This is a genomic window from Clostridium sp. KNHs205 (assembly GCF_000702945.1).
Classification (GTDB): Bacteria; Bacillota; Clostridia; order Lachnospirales; family Lachnospiraceae; genus Anaerocolumna.
Map to the genome: position 1 here is coordinate 1,440,178 of NZ_JNLE01000005.1, position 18,803 is coordinate 1,458,980.

Genomic DNA, 18,803 nt, shown 5'->3' on the forward strand with positions numbered 1-18,803 from the left:
GTTATCATTCCCTAATCATGTAATCCAATATTTTTTCACCGGCTGTACCATCAGAGTTTATCATAGTTTTTAAAAGTACATCCTGCTCTTCCTTTATAAAACCTATTTTGTTATGCACTAGCAACTCAGCAAAATTCTCAATAGTTCTTGATCTGCTCTCTCTTAAATAAAAGTCTTGTAATTCTTTTGCTGTTTTAAATTGTAAATTTTTAGAATAACATTGCCTTTTTAACTTTTCAGGCACAATAACATTAATTTGCTTGTACTTATTATCCTGTAATGAAATTTCTATCAAAGAATTATCATATGCCGTCATTGCATAAATCTTATTGTCTATTCTTTTCGCAAAATAATAGTTACTTCCCCAATAATATTTATTGTTTTTTCGTTGACCTTCTTTATAAGGTAAATTTATATCCCACTCTTCCATTTTTCCAGTTACTTTATCAATTTTCACAATCATATTGGCACATTTTGGAAAAGCAAGCAAGTACGTATCACAATCTACTAATTGTATAAAATAATCTTTATCTGGTTCTAAAGTTAGAAATCCTTTGGGATATGAATTCAATTCTGTCACATTATTCATAACAGGGTTCCATCTCATTATATTCTTACCTTTATATGGAAGCATCCATATGTCTCTTCCATCAAATATCATATGCCAATAGCCTTTATTTTCCATACCAATAGTATTCTCATATGATTTTTTATTAACAGTATCAAAAATCGAAACTACATTAGAAGTGGGTGTTGCGATATAAATAGTTTTTCCTATATTACATGCAGCAAACATAGAATAGTACCCTTGCTCTTGTGCATTTCTTGCTATAATACTGATTGGCTCTGAATAATAATGTTCTCTCAATTTTTCTGGTTCTAACTGAAGTAGATTTTCATTTGTGGTAGGTATAAACCATAACGATGATTTTACGGATAAAATTCTATTATAATTTGGATATGATGACTGTCTAATCATTACTTTCTTCGTAGTTTTATCTTCCAAATCAAAAGATATTATACGATCTGCGTTAAAGGGAGAAAAGTAAAGTACATTCTTGTATTCACAAATATCAGTAAAATATCTATAGTCAAATCTGCTTTCTATCTCTATAGGAAATACTTCTTCGACAATGCCATCATTCAACCTTGCTCGACATATCCCCGGAAAAGAACCTGAAGCAAAATAAATCTCATTTCCTTTTTTAAAAAAATCAAAAAAATATTCTTCGCAATCCTCTTCAATAATTCTATTATTATTTAAAATGAAAATTGGTTTCCCAAGACTGGCAAAAAGCACAACCATTGATGATTTTTCTTCTCCTATATAAGCATCACATGCTACTATCAACTCGTCCAAATTCATTTTTGTATCAATAATACAATTATCTATTGCTTGTACTTCTCTTTTGCATTCAACAAATTGATCATATTTATCTGATCTCATGCTTTTAATAGAAGCTTCCAATAAAGGATGAGGTCTCCATATAACCAAGAGTTCCTTATACTTGCTCAGATTTTTTATAACAAATAGTAATTTTTCAATTGCAAATTTACTATTTTCAATAAAATCTGTAATACTTGTGTTAACCAAAACTATCTTCTTTTTCCCAATGTATTGCTTTAGTTCCTTTGGAAATCTATTTTCAGCCTGATAATTTAATATGCAGTCTAGTTTAGGATTTCCAAGTGAAATAACCTTTTTATCAAATATAGTTCCAGCAAACTGTTTCTTCACCCAATCGTTTTGAACAACGATATTATCACAATGAATGTATGCAACCATTTCCAGATGAATGTCAGGATAGAGTTTATTTGTATAAAAGTAGGGAACATATACCAATTTATCTGTATACTTTTTTATTTCTTCCGTGAAAAAAGATGGATGTACGCAAGTAACATAATTATAATGGTCATAAGGATTATGAATGAATACAACATCTGGTTTATGCACCGATAATATATACTGTTTCCATGATTCAATAGGTACATATTCTGGATAATCTGCACCTTCATAATGCATATCAAGGAGCTCTCCTTTTGAATTTCTATCATAGTAGGGTATCGGCACCACATGACATTCAACATACGGATTCTGATATGCTGCTTTCCAAATACTCTCCATTGAATCCCACATAGAAACTTTGTATGGTAAAAATACTACCTCTTTAACATCAGTAGATAATTGATATTTAATACCATTTCGTATAACTGATAACATTTTTATCAATTGATTAACTCTTTTTTTCAATTCTTTAAAATTTTGCAAATACTGGGTCAACAGGTAAAGATCTTCACAAAACTCCTCAAGTTGATGAACGATACTATTGCTGCTTGATCCACGCTGTTCGATATCATTTCCTATATTAATTGCACATTGCTGGCATTCTGATAAAACCTCTAAACAGTCAACTTCGGTTGCAGAGTTATTCAAGATTTCTTTCAATGCATTTTCCATTATGTTTATATACTCAAGCAATTGTACTTTTTTCACCTATTCATTTCCTCACGTTCCAATTATCTGCTGTTCTTCCTGTAGTTCATATAATGCTCTGTAAATATAATAATCTGCTGCTTCTGTTATTTTAATATTGTTTTTTGAACTTTTAACCATATACAAAGACACACCGTAACGTCTGCACATACTAGCCGCATCCCAAAATATAACATTTTCCTTTTTTGCTCGATCATAAAGTTCCTTGATCATCCCATATCGAAACGCCTGTGGTGCTTTAATTGCATACATTTCCTGCCTCTCAGGGATAGCTTTGATGCAATTTCCATCCAAACTCTGTGCTATACTTTCTTTAACTGCTTCCACTGTAATGCCATTTCCATACTTTTCCACAGATTCAATACAATCGGAAATTAACTCGCATTGAATTAACGGTCTTACTCCATCATGTAGTAAGACTATATCACTTTCACTGCAATCATCCTTCATAGCAATAATCCCGTTATATATGGATTCATGCCCGGAATCTCCACCTGGAACAATAGATACTACTTTAGTAATATCATAACGTAATATCATTTTTTTAAGCTCGTTTATTTTATCTTCGATACACACAACTACAATCTGATCAATCAAGTCACTGTTTTGAAAGTGCTCCAGAGTATATATAATTATTGGTTTTCCTTGCATTTCTAAAAACTGCTTTGGTTTTGATTTTGTATTCATTCTTTTTCCGACACCACCTGCGAATATAAGTGCTGTTACCATAACATTCCTCCAATCTAATTCTTAGTAATTCAACTTGGCTTTATCTATCTATATGCAAATGTATAATTCACTTGCTAACATCATATATCTCACAAGTTCCTTTTCGAGAGATACTACCAATTTTATAGGAGTATTATTTTTGAGACATACTGACTATGACTTGTTATTGTTTTCAAGCAGTTCAATAAATCCATATCTGCAAAGTTATATCTCCTCTAAATATGCTAAATACCCTTAGATTAATATTCTCTCAAAAATTATTTTAATGTCTTCCTCGAACTTATTTTCTTCCTGTATAATTTTATTTTTATACTCTTTAAAAGCCTCTACTTCTATCTCATATTTTTCTATCATCTCTTTTATTTTATATATAATCTGCTGAATATTCTCCTCTCTATCATATATTTTATAGTCTTCCGGTATCGGTATATCAACTTCATTAGCAGCAGCACCTCTCCGACCGGTCAATATACACAACCCACATAATACTGCTTCTCTAGGGATTCTGTCTTTCCCCGGATGATTTCCAAAATCGATATATATCATACTCCGATTCATTAATATTCGCATTTCTTCTGGTGTATAGTTAATTAAAGGAATCCAGTTAAGCTCTGGAGAAGCTTTAATTATTTTGCTTGTAAATTTATAACCTTTAATCGGATTATATAAAATATTCGGATATCTGTACTTTTCTTTTTTATCACTACACGATTTTTTTACGAACTCATCATTTATATAATCTGAAAGATAATACATTTCATTATCTTTTATTCCGTTCTGTTTTAAATAATCTATTGCATATCGGGATTGTGCAAAGTGCAAGAGACGATTATTCTGATCCTTTTTTTTAATTATATCAAATACATCATCTTCTTTAAAAGAAGTATAACTTATGTTCTTACAAAAGTTATCAACGCTTAACCACCATATAATTATTTTCTTTGCCACCATTGAAAACGTGTATCGAACTAATATCTCAGGTACTATAATTATACTACTCTCTGTATTAATAATTTTAGTAACATACTTATTTCTGTATATTTTATAACTTTCATGAACCGGATTCTCAGGGTTGCTATAATAATACATATATACTTCATATCCTAAGTGATTTAATTTGTAACACAATTGATGTAAAAGCTCCGGTCCTCCCGTAGCCATCCCTCCGGGACACAGAATATATATTACATCATCATTATCTTTTCGTGCCAAGTTCAAAAAGTCTACTGAATTTCCTTCACCAAGGTTTTCCAGCATTTCATAAACAATTCTTCGATGCTCCTCACCAGCACATGCTTTAAAAGCTTTAACTAAGAAACGTTTTGCTGCATTATTATCATGTAATATATTATAAACATAAGCCAGATTATACAATATATCGAAGTTATGTCTATCCATTGTATATGCTTCCAGTAAAAGTAAAGCTGCTGCCTCGAATTCACTCTCCTGAATAGCTATGACTGATTTCATTGAATATATATCTATGTCATTACATTTATCCATTTTCTCATATTCAGCTATGGCTTTTTTAGCATCAGAAAGCATATTATTATGAATCATCCACTCTATGTTGGTTTTAAGTTCTTTTTTTAGCTTATCTATTTCATCACTTCTATCATCTTGATATTCACTACACATATCATTCATATATTTTCTCCTGATCACAGATGTATACTTTATATTTCTTTATCCAATTCATTCAATCTTATTTGTGCAGCCCTATAATCACCGCATTTATTATAATATAACTGCGCTTCCCTTTTTTGGTTCATGCATTCATAGATTACTCCTATATTATAATAGGACAGATAACTATTAACACCCTCCATTTTAGCATTCGAGAATTTTGTTGCTTTAAAAAATTCAGTGATTGCTTCATTAAACTTACTATTGTTCATTAGTATTAAAGCAACTAAGAATAGAAAGTCGGCAGAATTGCTAAATTCATCATATAGATTTAATATTAGCAGAGCTTCCTGTTGCTTTCCCGAATTTAGCATCGCATATCCATAGCTTTCTATCATATCCTGAACAAACTCTAATCGAGTATTTACTACATACATTAATGCTTTTTCAAAATAACAACAAGCTGATATATAATCCTCCTCCATATAATAACTCTTTCCTAATTGATAGAGAATATATGGATCTTCTGGAGTAATTTTTAATACATTTTGTAACAACTCTATATTCCTCTTAGATTTCTTTTTTAAAGTAGGCAAATCACCCTCATAACCGTTATGCAATAAAGTAATAGGAGTATTATACAGTTTACCGCTTTTTTCAAATTGTAGATCAACGCCTTCTTTTAATATAATCTGCTCATGGATGATTCCTTGATATTGATAATATTCCTTGGAAAATACACGGTTGACTCTTTCTTGATATCTGTATTTATTACCTTTTCTTGTATATTCATTTATACGCAGAATCCTACCTATATGTGCTGGATACTCTTCTATTCGTCGTTTCATATCAGCTATATCAATTTCCTGCAAAAACTCATCGCTATCAAGTATTAATACATATTCATTACTAGCTTTACTAATTGAATAGTTTCTGGCTGCAGAAAAATCTTGATTCCAAATGTAGTCAAATACACTTTCTGTGTATTTTCGAGCAATTTCTTTTGTCCTATCTGACGAACCTGTATCTACAATTATAATCTCATCCATATAACCAGCTATCCTACTCAGTGATTTTTCTAAATTCACTTCTTCATCTCTAACTATCATGCACAGACTAATTTCAACCATGTAATCCTACCACTTTCATCATCGCTTTTAATGTCTTTACATAGGTATGATTCTTTTCAACCTTGTCTCTTCCATTTTGTGCTATCTTCCGTCTTTCATTGTCATGTTTTAAATACCAGCTTACCTTATCTTCTAATTCTTCAATACTACCATAATAAACAAAATCAACATCAGGTTCAAAATGTTGTAAAAAATCCTCTTGATAATTTGTAAGCAAAAAACCTCCAGCCCCTAAAATATCCATGGCACGTAAAGGTATTCCTGTTTTAATACTTCTTAAAGTCATATTTAGGTTTATCTTAGCAAATCGAAATGCTAATGGCATTTCATCATAATAATCCACTTTTCCTTTGTTAATTACTTTACCTATTGTAGCAGTATTTGTTGTATAATGATACACTTGGTAATTCTCAGCCAATCGGGTTAATATTCTCGTTCGTTCCAGATATGCCATTCGACGGCAAAGGAAATAATCTGTATAAATCGATTCACAATCAGTTAAGGCTCCCTCCGGTATTTCTACTGGCATACACTTTCTTATTTTTTGTACAATCTGAGGGGATAGACTTTCTTTCAAAAAATTATAGCCATAGACCTTCATTTGAGCTTCCATGATACCTTCAAGATATCCAAGGAGATAGGGATCTTTTGCTTTCTCTTCTAACCGTTCATAAAAATTATGCCCTTCGTTATAAAGCGACCCTACAAATCCCACCTCACATTGATAACGTTTTCTATCCAATTCATTTACCTTTAAACGTGATAATCTATGAATGTTTACAGCCAACGGACTATAAAAGACTGTCGCAACACCCTTTTGCTGCAATTCAATAGCAACCGCACGGTCAAAAATAAATACATAATTACATTCATTAATTATACTTGGATAATATACTTTGAGACTTGGGCTATCATATACCCAAGACATGTATTTTCTACCATACCTATAACATGCTTCTGAAAGGGTAGGGAAAAAATTAAAGGAGAATATTATGTCTATCTTATTATTTTCAAGTATAATTCCTAATGATATAACGAAATCCCAATCAATACGTTCATGACTGGGATCACTAATTTCAACCTCAAAAACAGATGCTCCCATTTCTTGAAATGCTTCTATTACATCTGTTGCACCTAAACACTGCCAATTAGCATATAATATATTCAAATATTACCACCCATTCTTCTCTTGTACTATTTCATTTCTTTTATCAGCTATTTTTCACTTGCTTTTCAAAAGTGTGACTTTCTGTTATACGTCTTTGACCATTTATCTAGGTAATCTATACATCTCATCTCTATAGGTAATTGTACCACAATTTACTATATTTTTGTTCTCTTATCTTTTCACTAGTTTATCCTTGTAAAATTTTATCTTCGTAATTTTCTAAATCAAATCCCAATTTCAGTCCCATAGTTTTATTTTATTATCCGCTAGCTAAGTAAATAAAACATATCTGCTATCCTGTGCTCTAAAGCATAGAACTCATTAACTTTTTTCTTTCCTTTACTAGCAATTTCTCTACGTTCCTCTTCATGTAACATATAATAGTTTATTTTATCTATTAAATCTTTATTATCCTCATAAACTACTATTTCATCACCTATACGAAAATATTCTTCCATACCATGTTGATAATTCGTTATTAAAAATCCGCCCGATCCTATTATTTGAAGAATATCATACGGTATTCCCGTTTTCCATTTTCTTGACGTTATATTTACATTAATCTGACTAATACCTTTATTAATTTTATACGTTCCTTGTTCTTCAATAACTTTTACCACTTCGTCCCGTTCATCTTTTGTAATCGTATCGCATAGAAAATCATCAATCATGTCAGAAACGGCTTTCTTAGTATAATCCTTTCCTCTTTCAGCTTCTGATAAAACTCCTTCTATTTCATTTCTTAATTTCTTTGACAAGAGCTTCGGAAGAAAGTGGTATCCATGAATGCGTTTTTGGGCTTCTACCATCCCTCTGATGTACCCCTTAAGGTATTCTCTACTTTCTTCTTTCATATAGTAACTGGGATACTTAACATCTAAAAACCAAAGTCCTACAGTTTCAGGTATTGTGATTACTTCTTTTATCGCTGCTCCTGGTGATAAGTAGAAAATATGTCCGGGGTTATTCTTATAAAATTTTTCTGCAATTGTTTCTTCACCTATAAAAATATAATTAATAGAATTCTTTATTGTATTCGAGTATAATGTATTCCAGGACTCCCTTATAATCCATGAAATATATAGTTTATGTTTCAGACTACAGACCCTTGAAATTATAGGAAGATAGTCTATGCTCCAAGCCATATCAATTGACTTTTCATCGATAAAATTTACTAGATCTTGAAGATATTCCAAATCATAATCTTGATCTTTTATTTCTTTGCGAAATTCATATATTATATGTCCCAACTTTTTCAGAACCTCTGCTATAGATATCTCTATCTCATGTCCCACACTGCAAATAACTATATTCATCCTCGTTGCTCCACTTCCTCAACTATCTGAAACATTTCTTTTAATCTAATTTTATAGCTATGGTATTTTTTAACCTTCTCATATCCATTTTTCGCTATTTTCCTACGTTCCTCATCATGTTCTAGATAGTAATCAATTTTTCTCATCATATCCTCTTCGTCTATAAAATAATCAAAATCAACTCCAGGTTCAAAATGTTTTAAGAAATCAGCCTGATAATTCGTTAATAAAAAGCCTCCTGCCCCCATAATATCCCATGCTCTAAGAGGAATACCCGTCTGAATGGATCGCAGGGTCATATTCAGGTTTATTTTACTCAAACGAAATACTAAAGGCATTTCTTTATAGTAATCAACAGCTCCTTTATTTATAACTTTTTTAAATTTCTTGATATTGCTATGCGTATAAACGTTAAGATTGTATTTCTGTGAAATACATTTTATCATATTGCTTCGTTCTTTTAATGTCACTGCTTGTCCTAGGTAATAATTAGCATATATCATATTTTTTGATGCAAGCTCACCATGTCCATGCAATTTAACTACTAGCTTATCTACCATATCACTGATATCTTTGGGTTCTAAAATTTCTTCTAAAAAGTTCACTCCTTGAATCATTGTTTGGGCATCTATCACTGCATCCAAATATCCTTTATGGAACTCTAAATTGTTCTTTTTAATTAACTTCGGAAATATACTTTTTTTATCATATAGAGATCCAACAAATGCTACATCTCCTTTAAATTGCTCTTTTTGACTATCAGTTGCTTGAATTTCGTCTAATTTTGCAGTCTCAACTGCTAATGGCATATAGTATACTTTGGGAATTCCTTCTTTTTTCAAACTATCACATAACTTCTGATCAAATGAAAATATATAACATTCCGGATAATATGCCGTTGTGTCCCAGACCCTTGCATAAGGACTATCATAAAGCCAGGATATATATATTATACTATTTTCATGGCATGCATTTGCTATAGCAGGAAAATAATTAGAGCTAAATACTAAATCATAGTATTTGTATGATAAAAGTTCTTTCGCCTTATCTTCATATATGCTATTATCATCTTTTTGATGATCAAATAATATTCTTTCTACTTCAAATCCGAGATCTATTAATCCTTTTACTAAATGTTCTTTCCCATAACTTTTCCAATCAAAAAACAGTATTCTCATGTTATTACCTCTTGAGCTATTCATAGACTATAAAACTAAACTATTACTCTTTTATTCAAATTTTCAGTACCCCAGCTTCTATCGTTAGTATAATCAATTCATCTCATTATTCTTCCAGTACTAGCTATATCGACATTTTTCTTCTCTGATATAACATTAGTATGTATATTTCTTCATAAAAAAAAAGCCGATATAAATATCGACTCTTTTTTTATGAAAATAATTATCTTAATAATGAAAGAACGCCCTGTGTTGCCTGATTTGCCTGAGCAAGCATAGACTGAGCAGCCTGCTGAAGGATACTGTCTTTTGAGTATCCAACCATTTCCTTTGCCATATCTACATCACGGATACGGGACTCAGATGCCTGTAAATTCTCAGCTGTGTTATCAGCATTAGCAATTGTATGCTCCAGACGATTCTGCATAGCACCCATTAAAGAACGTTGCTTAGATACAGACTCTAATGCAGTATCAATTGTTGTAAGTGCTGCTGTTGCTGCTGCATAATCAGATACCTCTCCACTTAAAGAATCTACACTTAAGTTAGTAGCATCCATAGAATCAATTGAGAAAGAGATGCTCTGATCTTCATTGGCACCTACCTGAAGATTAACAGCTGTTAAGGAACCATCTAATAATTTCTGCTTATTGAACTCAGTTTGTGTTGCAATTCTGCTAAGCTCTGATGATAACTGTCCGATTTCTTCCTTAATTGCATCACGGTCAGCAGTTACATTTGTATCATTAGCTGCCTGAACAGTTAACTCTCTCATTCTTTGAAGAATGGAGTGAGTCTCATTTAAAGCTCCTTCTGCTGTCTGGATAAGAGAGATACCATCCTGAGCATTAGTTGAAGCCTGCTCTAAACCTCTAATCTGTCCACGCATTTTCTCTGAAATTGAAAGACCAGCTGCATCATCACCTGCACGGTTAATTTTGTAACCAGATGATAATTTCTCTGTTTTCTTAGCAAGATTGCTATTTGTGATACCTAACTGTCTGTTTGTGTTGGCTGCTGCCATATTGTGCTGTACTATCATAATTAATTCCTCCTTGAATGTTCAGCAGCGTCCATGCTGCTGTTGTTGTAAGTAAATTTGATTTACTTATATTATATATCGACATTATTTTCTTGGACTTAATAGCTTTAGTAAAAAATTATTTTATTTTTTTACTTTTTTTTATCAAGAAAATAAGATTGTCCTTCTTGATGCTGATTAGCCATATTTTGATGATATCTATCAGCTGCAAGGTTAGTTGCTTTAAAACTGCGTATTTCTTGTCGTCTTCCTGCCAGCTGCATAATTAATTTCTCTTTATTTTTTGACTCCAATGCCTGAATGGTCATGCTCTTATCTGTAATATTTCGAATTAGCTTTTGTATCTCCAAAATTTCTCTTTTAATCTGTTCTTTATTAGCAGGAAGTTCTTTCTCTACTCTCTGGTAGATTACCTCAAATCCATTCTCTACCTGGTTTAGCTGATTGATAACTTTATCTTTATCTTGCATAATTGAATCAAATCTATCTAATGAAAATTTACTCTCTGCAAGAATACTATCTTGCTCTTTTGTAAGTTCTATAAGAGTGTTTAATAGTTCCTCTTTTTTACGTAATGTATCAATAAGAACATTCAGGTAAATTGTATTTTGATTCTCTGACATCCCATACTCTTTCTTATTTCTTCTTAGTTGTCTTCATAACTTCTTTCCAAGTATCTCTCATCTCACGGATAAATCCTAGAGCCTCTTCTAATTTCCATTTATCTTTTTTAACATTAGCATCTACAAGACATCTATAAATATAATCATATACCCTATCAAAATCTTCTGCCACCGGATACTTATGATCAAGGGTTGAACGTAGTTCTAGTATAATATTTTCAACTTTTACAATATTCAAATGTACTTTTTCAACATTACCTTCCTCTATTGCCATCAATGCTATATTGGTAAACTTTATAGCACCTTCATATAACATCAATGTGAGTTCTGCGGGAGATGCTGTCTGTATCGCATTATTCTGATATGCTAAAGCTGCGTTTATTGCCATTATTTTGTCCTCCGCTAATTTTAATTTCAATTAATTACATTTCTAATAATTATCAATTACCAAATAATCCAGATAAAGAGTTACTACTTGATTGTAATTTCGCAAGAGCCGTCTCCATAGCTGAATACTGTTTATAATATCGATCTTCCATATCTTGAAGCCTGGTTTCCCATACGGATATTTGCTTTGTGTAATTAGTAACCTGATTCTTCATTTCTTTGTCGTTGTAGAAGGTCATTGCACTGCTTACTGAACTACTCTTCATTTTATCTTGCATAGCAGTATATAAATTAGTGGTAATGCTTGACAAAACACTAGCAACTGCATCTGGGTCTGAAGATAATGCTTCTTTTAACTTATTTGTTTTATCTGAATAAGTAGCATCATCAGAATCTCCTTGAATATGAAGCAGACCCTTTTCTGTGTAAGCACCGGTCGTAATACCCAAACTGGCTAATGAGTAATTCTTGCCGTTTACAGACACACTTCCTTGAAGAGAAGTTCTAAGAGTATTTATTACGCCTCCCAACTTATCATCCCTGCGCAGAAGAGAATCCTTAATCTTATCCTCCCACATCTCAATCTGTTTATCCGACATGGCTTCTTTTTGTTCATCTGTAAGGGGTTCATAACCTTTAGCTGATGTTGCATTATACAATGTATTCATTTCTGTTAAAATTTCATTATAACTTTTAACAAAATTTTTAACCATATCATATACAGCTTGTGTATCATTCGTTACACTTACATTCACAGTAGTCCCCTCTTGGGCATTTTTAAGATTATAGGTAACTCCTGCTGCTGTAAAAGTATTTCCTGCATTGGTAATTGTAGCACCATCTAATAAAATTGTTGAATCAACTGCTGCCTTAAGCTGAAAATCTGATGGTCCGCCGGAACTCACCACAGAAGTCTTCCCATTTACTACGTCTACCTTTATATCAGCAAGTCCTATCGCGGAAAGTTGTCCTGTTTCCACATCAATTGCATTATTGACTGCATTGGCATAATCAACTCTTGCTGTTTTATAATTACTCAGAGCTGTTGAGATTGCCCCGTCTGCTTTTAATGCTTCAACCTCTGTCTTTACCTTAGAAGTTCCTTCTGATGTAGAAGGATATATATTAGCAGAATTGTTCATAGCTGTATCTAGTTGCTTATTATATAGTTCTTGTGTTTTTTTTGCAAGTGCTGTTGTTTCATCAGCATCAATATCATTTAGCAGGCTTGTATATTTATCTTGTATTGCTTGATTTCTTTCCTCAACAGTATCAAATGTTAGAGTACCATCATTCATCCCTTTATTGATGTATGCTGTCGCTTCACTCATTATTGCTGCTTTTGAACTGTTTATTGCAGCCTGGGAGAATGTTTCAGGTGATTTAACCTTGCCATCCGTATCTAACTCATAATATTTCTTTTTTACTGCTGTTTCGATTTCACCATAGACTTTTTTCGCTTCTTCTGAACCATTTCCAGTTGCTGCTTCCTTTAATTCTTCGAGACGTTCAGCTATAACATTTTTACTGGCAGCAGTAGTATAAAAGCTTTCTTCTGTATCTGTAACCTTTTGCTTTGCAGTCTGAAGTTCCATCCATGCCGTAACCTTATCTGTTGCAGCATTATAGGCACTTTCTTTCTTCGCTACATCTTCTAACAAAGACTGATAGGTTGATATTTGAGAATCCGTTACTCCTGCTGCTGACTTTAATGCCTCTGAGGCTGATTTTAAAGCTGCACTTTCTGCAGTATTCAATTTAAAGGTTTGAATAGAAAAAGCATTCGCTTCACCACTGTTTTTACCTGTAATGAAGAATCTTCCCTGTGCTTCGTCAAAACTTGCGGTAAGCCCAGCTGCTTTCATGGTATTTACAAGATCATTAATTGTAGTAGTAGCTGTAATCTCAAGATTTTTAGTAGTTGCGGTACTGCCTGTGCCAGAAGTAATCTTTATTACATTTCCCACATCCATACCGGCATCTTTTAAAGTACTGCTGCCCTTAAGCCCAGTTTTACTACCACCTGTTATGTATTGAGCCGAAGCAAGCTGCTTTATCTCAATCGTATGTGATCCACTACCAGCTGAGGCGCTTGCCGTTGCAGTAACCATATTCTCATTCGAGGAAGTTACTTTCTTGGTAGCATAATTACCCGCCAGACGTACCTTGGAAAGCTGATCTGTATATAATTTATACAGCTTTGTATTTAGGTCTGACCATATCTCCTGTTTCCATTCCACCTTTGTCTTCTGTTGTACAAGTTTCGTCTTCTTGGCAGATTTAGCAGACATAAGCTCTTTTATTATAGAATCCGTATCCAATCCTGATATCATTCCAGACATTCTAATTGCCATGAATATTCACCTCTTTCGTATAACTATCTCTTCTCATCAACAAGTAATCCGGCCAGTTCCCAAACCTTTGCCAACATTTCCAGGCTCTTCTCCGGCGGTATTTCCTTTATTACCTCATCTGTTTGCTCATCGATTAATTTTATTGAAATTCGGTTGGTCTTTTCCTCTACAGAATATTCGCAACGAGTTCTGGTTGCTTTGAAATTAGCTTCCGTCACCGTTGCTTTAATCTGTCTTGCCGCAATTTCACCTTCTTTAGCAGCGTCATCAGCCTTAGTACCATCCAGTCCACTGTCTTTATAAACCGCTGCCTTTGTTCCAGACGTACTGGTTCTGGTTAAGCTAACGGGTGCCTGTTTTACAGGTGCTGCTGCCACATGTGCCGTTTCTTTCTGTACTCTTTTAGCAGCATCACCATAAACACCTGAGTTAATATTATCGATTGCCATAAAAATACACCTCCATGTAATTACTTTTTAAGCTTCCTTGCTTATTGTTGAAGTAATAATAATTTAACATTTACTTATTTTATTCTATTTATTGTTTTATCGGCATTTTTTCCTAATTGTTTATAGTATTCTTTCACAATGCTTTATTTCCCTAAACAGTTATCTTATTCATTTATGAAATAAGTTCTTTAAGCCTTCAACGGTAATCTCACTTTTTGCTGCTTCTTTATTGGATTCCTGAATTTGAAGATAGATTTCCTTACGGTAGACAGGAACCGATTTTGGAGCACTAATTCCTACCTTTACCTGGTCACCCTTCACCTCAAGAATTGTAAGCTCTATATCATTTCCTATTATAATAGATTCTCCAATTTTTCTGGATAGTGCCAGCATAATTTATTTCTCCCCTTTCATGTTCTGAACGGCATCATACACATTATATTTAACGGGGTAGTCATTGTTTTCGACAATTATCTGACACCCTTTACAGGTATCTGTATTGATAATAAACGGTGCTTTAAGATTAACTGTCATTTTTGTAGCGTCTGCAGGTACTGTTACAGTAACCAGAACCAGCGTATTGTCATCATTCATAACACCAAAGGATGTTAACAAAGAATCCTCAATTACCGGGTTATAATCTTCTTTTATATAGAGAGGATTCATAACAGGAATAGCAAGTCCTGGTTCTTCTATACATTGCAGCCAAGATACCAGTGGCCGTTCACCCTCTTCGATATCATATAGCAAGGTGTATTTGTGAACTCCTTCAAATCCCATAATTCCTTGAGGAAATTCAATTATTTTATCTTCTTCAAGATCAATCTCACCAAAAAATTTGGTTGCTATCAACATCTTTCGCTACTTCCCTTCTCTTATATATACCAATTTACATTCTTTCTATATTATTACACTTCTTACAGGAAATCCAGCAGATTTGCTCTTACCACTTTTCCTGCTGCGTTTAATGATGCCGTGTAGATAGTCTCTGCTGAATTTAACTTAATATACGTCTCTGCAATGTCTGCGTCTTCGTTGTTTGACATTAAGTCTTCAAAATCCACTTGCTGGCTTGATAATCTGTCTTCTGTCAGATCCAATCGAATAGTTCGTGTTCCCAAATCCGCAATTGCTGTATTCAGACCATCCTGTGCCTTACTGCTTCCGCGAATACCAATATTGAATTTGCTCTGCATAATATTAGTCTTTAGCTTGAATTCAGTCTCTAAATTCTGCTGTGTTATCTTTAAGGCATCTATTTGTGTCTGTGTAAGGCTTTTATCCTCTAATTGCTTCTTTACTTCTGCTAATTTACTTTCCGTAAGCTCTACATCTTTTACAGCAGATAAAATTTCATCGATATCTCTGCCGATTCCGTGGTCAAAAGCATCCTTGGCCTGCGTATTAACGGTTAGTTTCTGGTTGAAGTTTATTTCATACTGTATCTGCTGATCAGCTACGGTGTAATTCACAATGTTTTTGTTATCTGTACAGTCAAAATAATTTTCCGGCTTTAAATCCCCGGCTTCAAAATTTGTCTTACCATAAGTAACTGAAATCTGTTGCGCTCCTTGCAAAGAGGCATACACCGAATCTGAGAGAATCAACTCTCCGGTTTCCGGTATATAATTTATAGTACCTGCTGCAGGAGAGTATGGATCGATGGTTGTATTACTTAAGGAGGCACTTACTATATTGGCAGCAGCAATCGTTCCCGGATTACCATCTTTATCGATATATGTAATACTTGTAGGGTTCGCCGTATCCAAATTATCGTAAGAAAGCCTTAATCTATGTGTATTTATAGTACTGGGTGCAGAGGTTTCAGGACCGCCTGTTAATCCATAAGTCACTTTTGATATGGCGTTCAGATCTTCCCCGGTAAAATTCTCTTTAATAGTATAGCTGTTTACTGTATCTTCTTCAAAACTCAAAGCTGAATTCGTCTTATATCCGGTAAATACATATCTTCCGGCATAATTGGCATTGCCTTCCTGATATATCTGCTTTTTCATTTCCTCGAGAGTTTCCACAATACTTGAACGGTCGGAAGCGGTAAGAGAGTCAGTGGCACCCTGTACACAGCTGGAATTTATCTTAGTCAGGATTTCATTCATATTTTTCATAGCTTCTTCCGTAACACTCATCCAGGATCTAGCATCCGGAATATTTTTTTCATAATATTGATTCAGCTCTGATAGATTGGTTCTTAGCTTTAAGGCTCTGACCGCTACGATAGGGTCCTCGGAAGGACGCTGAATTTTCTTTCCGGTAGAATACTGCTCGTCCAGTTTGCTTAATAAATTTTTATTCTTATTGATGTTAGACATCATATTATTGGTCATCATCTTATTTGTAATTCGCATCTATAAATCCCTCCAATTTCACCCTTACAGTCTCTCTCTAATGTCAAATCAGTAATATGATATTCCCATAATCCTAATTGAGAAAGCAGCCGTTGATTTTTCAAAGCAGCCCTTTCAGACTAAGGCAAATTATACTCCGGTGTCGTTGATCAGTTTATCATAAATTTCATTCATTACAGAAATTGCTTTTGCAGAAAGATTATAAGCCTTCTGAAATTTCACCATATTCATCGCTTCTTCATCGATATCGACTCCTGATACAGATAGTCTTTGATTTTTAACCAAATCCAGGATATCTTCCTGATTCTTAGCGTTATCCGTAGCTTTTTTTGAGTCGATTCCTATCTCTGCCACGAGGGTTTGGAAATAGGAGGCCGGCGTTCCCTGCTTGAACATTGCGGTTTTGTCCTTTAATGCAAATAGCTTTTGTGCAATTTTACTATTCTCCACTCCATCTGTTATTACTGCATCTGCCGTTACTATCTTTGAGGGATCCTTATATACTTCCTGCGCTACAGTAAAGTTAGCAGCAGTTAGGTACTGATATCCAACAACAGGTTTCGTTGTATTGGTAGCATCATCCAGATTATAATCATCACCCGTCGCAGGCATCTTGGCTGCAAAGAAATTAACACCTTGAGCACCTTTTAGATCGTAACCACTTTTATGAACAGCATTGAACTCCATTGCAAAGGTACGAACTAATTCATTCAGCTGACTCATGTAATAAGGAATTCCTTTATATGCCACACTTTCACCTACTCCAGCGGAGTAGGCTGCGTTAGCTGGGTCAGTGGGATCTGGCAGAACAGATACATCCTCTTCCATCTCAAAAGTATAAGATAGTTTTCCGGCAGTTTCTGTTACCGTATAACTCTTATAGGTAAATGCACGGTTATTAATTGTTATGCTTCCGCTTTCCGGTATATTTAATTTGGCTATATCATTGATTGTACTATTCTCAAGTGTTATGGTATTTGCAGTCGTATCCCGTCCGGTTACAGTACCATTCAGATACACTCCATTATTACCATCTCTCACCTGAAAAAGCGAGTTAAGATAGGAACCGGATACGGTGTTCTGGAATGCAAAATCATTTCCGTTGCTCCATTGGATGTCATATAATCCATCTGCATCATTCTGATTTATCTTATCTTCTCTTGGTACTACCTTCAGAGTATTATAATCATTTGAATTAACAAGAATCTGTCCTTCGATTTTCACCATATAGCTGGTAACACCAACGCCCTGGCCCACTACATTTTCAGAGACTGAGACATTTACTATCTTTGATAATTCATCCACTAAAACATTTCTCTGGTCTCTTAAATCATTAGCAAATCCGCCGCCGGCTTCCAGTGTATTAATCTGCTTTGTTACACCTGCTATCTGCTGCCCCAGTGAATTAATTCGATCTACCTGTGTCTTGATTTCAAAATTACTTTCTTCCTGAATACTTTTGAGACTATTAGCCATTCCGTTGAAATATTCCGTCATATTCTTAGCATAGTTTACAAGCTGTGTCCTTGTTGTCAGACTGGACGGATTCTTTGTAAGCTCCTGCAAGCTGTCAAACACGGAGTTAAAGGAGGTTGTGAAGCCCTTTACTGATACCTCATTAAAATAATTCTCTATTTCTGTTGCATAATACTGTTTCGCACTGTAATCGCCCAAGGCCGCATTGTTCTTGCGATATTTCAGGTCGTAATAGGCATCTCTTGTCTGGCTGATACCAGTAGCATTAACTCCAGCGCCTACCATACCATAAGAACCATTTACCCTGATTGCATCGGCTGCCTTCTGGTTTAATACCTGTCTTGTATATCCTTCTGTCTCTGTATTGGTAATATTGTGGTAGGTTGTATTTAAGGCTGCCTGATATGTATATAACCCGGACGTTCCAATATTTAATCCAAAAAATGTTGACGGCATATTTCCACC

The 18,803-nt window shown here is 34.0% G+C and carries 16 protein-coding genes; all 16 read right to left on the reverse strand.

What is annotated here, in order from left to right:
• Positions 1-4: 4 nt before the first annotated feature.
• Positions 5-2,494, reverse strand: coding sequence for a hypothetical protein (locus BR73_RS0125655; RefSeq protein WP_033168595.1), 2,490 nt, complete (start codon positions 2,492-2,494; stop codon positions 5-7).
• A 12-nt stretch (positions 2,495-2,506) separates the two neighbouring features.
• Positions 2,507-3,223, reverse strand: coding sequence for an IspD/TarI family cytidylyltransferase (locus BR73_RS0125660; protein ID WP_033168596.1), 717 nt, complete (start codon positions 3,221-3,223; stop codon positions 2,507-2,509).
• A 234-nt stretch (positions 3,224-3,457) separates the two neighbouring features.
• The gene (locus BR73_RS0125665; RefSeq protein WP_051685585.1) at positions 3,458-4,870 is read right to left on the reverse strand and encodes a hypothetical protein; all 1,413 of its coding nucleotides are present in this window, start codon (positions 4,868-4,870) and stop codon (positions 3,458-3,460) included.
• A 29-nt stretch (positions 4,871-4,899) separates the two neighbouring features.
• A complete protein-coding gene (locus BR73_RS0125670) occupies positions 4,900-5,979 on the reverse strand; it encodes a glycosyltransferase family 2 protein (protein WP_033168597.1) in 1,080 nt (359 codons plus the stop codon).
• Positions 5,972-7,147 (reverse strand): DUF3880 domain-containing protein, encoded by a 1,176-nt coding sequence (locus BR73_RS0125675; protein ID WP_033168598.1) that lies wholly within the window; start codon positions 7,145-7,147, stop codon positions 5,972-5,974. Before BR73_RS0125675 ends, BR73_RS0125670 begins: the two co-directional genes overlap by 8 nt.
• Before the next feature lie 266 nt (positions 7,148-7,413).
• Positions 7,414-8,463 (reverse strand): glycosyltransferase, encoded by a 1,050-nt coding sequence (locus BR73_RS0125680; protein ID WP_033168599.1) that lies wholly within the window; start codon positions 8,461-8,463, stop codon positions 7,414-7,416.
• A complete protein-coding gene (locus BR73_RS0125685) occupies positions 8,460-9,641 on the reverse strand; it encodes a glycosyltransferase (RefSeq protein ID WP_033168600.1) in 1,182 nt (393 codons plus the stop codon). Before BR73_RS0125685 ends, BR73_RS0125680 begins: the two co-directional genes overlap by 4 nt.
• A gap of 223 nt (positions 9,642-9,864) precedes the next feature.
• Complete coding sequence (locus tag BR73_RS0125690) at positions 9,865-10,683, reverse strand: flagellin (protein ID WP_033168601.1); 819 nt, start codon at positions 10,681-10,683, stop codon at positions 9,865-9,867.
• Positions 10,684-10,814: 131 nt separating this feature from the next.
• Positions 10,815-11,306, reverse strand: a complete 492-nt coding sequence (locus tag BR73_RS0125695) for a flagellar export chaperone FlgN (RefSeq protein ID WP_033168602.1) — start codon at positions 11,304-11,306, stop codon at positions 10,815-10,817.
• A gap of 13 nt (positions 11,307-11,319) precedes the next feature.
• Complete coding sequence (fliS, locus tag BR73_RS0125700) at positions 11,320-11,694, reverse strand: flagellar export chaperone FliS (protein ID WP_033168603.1); 375 nt, start codon at positions 11,692-11,694, stop codon at positions 11,320-11,322.
• A gap of 52 nt (positions 11,695-11,746) precedes the next feature.
• Positions 11,747-14,047 carry a flagellar filament capping protein FliD gene (fliD, locus tag BR73_RS0125705; RefSeq protein WP_033168604.1) on the reverse strand — a complete coding sequence of 767 codons (2,301 nt, stop codon included), beginning with the start codon at positions 14,045-14,047 and terminating at the stop codon, positions 11,747-11,749.
• Between the two features lie 23 nt (positions 14,048-14,070).
• The gene (locus tag BR73_RS28000; protein ID WP_051685586.1) at positions 14,071-14,496 is read right to left on the reverse strand and encodes a flagellar protein FlaG; all 426 of its coding nucleotides are present in this window, start codon (positions 14,494-14,496) and stop codon (positions 14,071-14,073) included.
• A gap of 168 nt (positions 14,497-14,664) precedes the next feature.
• Entirely contained in the window at positions 14,665-14,889 is a 225-nt protein-coding gene (csrA, locus tag BR73_RS0125715; RefSeq protein ID WP_033168605.1) for a carbon storage regulator CsrA, read from the reverse strand.
• Positions 14,890-14,892: 3 nt separating this feature from the next.
• Positions 14,893-15,351 (reverse strand): flagellar assembly protein FliW, encoded by a 459-nt coding sequence (locus BR73_RS0125720; protein WP_033168606.1) that lies wholly within the window; start codon positions 15,349-15,351, stop codon positions 14,893-14,895.
• A gap of 62 nt (positions 15,352-15,413) precedes the next feature.
• Positions 15,414-16,862, reverse strand: a complete 1,449-nt coding sequence (gene flgL / locus BR73_RS0125725; RefSeq protein WP_033168607.1) for a flagellar hook-associated protein FlgL — start codon at positions 16,860-16,862, stop codon at positions 15,414-15,416.
• A gap of 129 nt (positions 16,863-16,991) precedes the next feature.
• Positions 16,992-18,794 (reverse strand): flagellar hook-associated protein FlgK, encoded by a 1,803-nt coding sequence (gene flgK / locus BR73_RS0125730; RefSeq protein ID WP_033168608.1) that lies wholly within the window; start codon positions 18,792-18,794, stop codon positions 16,992-16,994.
• Positions 18,795-18,803 lie beyond the last annotated feature (9 nt).

Excerpts from the sequence above, each read along its gene's own strand:
- BR73_RS0125660 (WP_033168596.1), bottom strand. The coding sequence starts at position 3,223 with ATGGTAACAGCACTTATATTCGCAGGTGGTGTCGGAAAAAGAATGAAT.
- BR73_RS0125665 (WP_051685585.1), bottom strand. The coding sequence starts at position 4,870 with ATGAATGATATGTGTAGTGAATATCAAGATGATAGAAGTGATGAAATA.
- BR73_RS0125670 (WP_033168597.1), bottom strand. The coding sequence starts at position 5,979 with ATGGTTGAAATTAGTCTGTGCATGATAGTTAGAGATGAAGAAGTGAAT.
- BR73_RS0125680 (WP_033168599.1), bottom strand. The coding sequence starts at position 8,463 with ATGAATATAGTTATTTGCAGTGTGGGACATGAGATAGAGATATCTATA.
- BR73_RS0125685 (WP_033168600.1), bottom strand. The coding sequence starts at position 9,641 with ATGAGAATACTGTTTTTTGATTGGAAAAGTTATGGGAAAGAACATTTA.
- BR73_RS0125690 (WP_033168601.1), bottom strand. The coding sequence starts at position 10,683 with ATGATAGTACAGCACAATATGGCAGCAGCCAACACAAACAGACAGTTA.
- BR73_RS0125695 (WP_033168602.1), bottom strand. The coding sequence starts at position 11,306 with ATGTCAGAGAATCAAAATACAATTTACCTGAATGTTCTTATTGATACA.
- fliS (WP_033168603.1), bottom strand. The coding sequence starts at position 11,694 with ATGGCAATAAACGCAGCTTTAGCATATCAGAATAATGCGATACAGACA.
- fliD (WP_033168604.1), bottom strand. The coding sequence starts at position 14,047 with ATGGCAATTAGAATGTCTGGAATGATATCAGGATTGGATACGGATTCT.
- BR73_RS28000 (WP_051685586.1), bottom strand. The coding sequence starts at position 14,496 with ATGGCAATCGATAATATTAACTCAGGTGTTTATGGTGATGCTGCTAAA.
- csrA (WP_033168605.1), bottom strand. The coding sequence starts at position 14,889 with ATGCTGGCACTATCCAGAAAAATTGGAGAATCTATTATAATAGGAAAT.
- BR73_RS0125720 (WP_033168606.1), bottom strand. The coding sequence starts at position 15,351 with ATGTTGATAGCAACCAAATTTTTTGGTGAGATTGATCTTGAAGAAGAT.
- flgL (WP_033168607.1), bottom strand. The coding sequence starts at position 16,862 with ATGCGAATTACAAATAAGATGATGACCAATAATATGATGTCTAACATC.
- flgK (WP_033168608.1), bottom strand. The coding sequence starts at position 18,794 with ATGCCGTCAACATTTTTTGGATTAAATATTGGAACGTCCGGGTTATAT.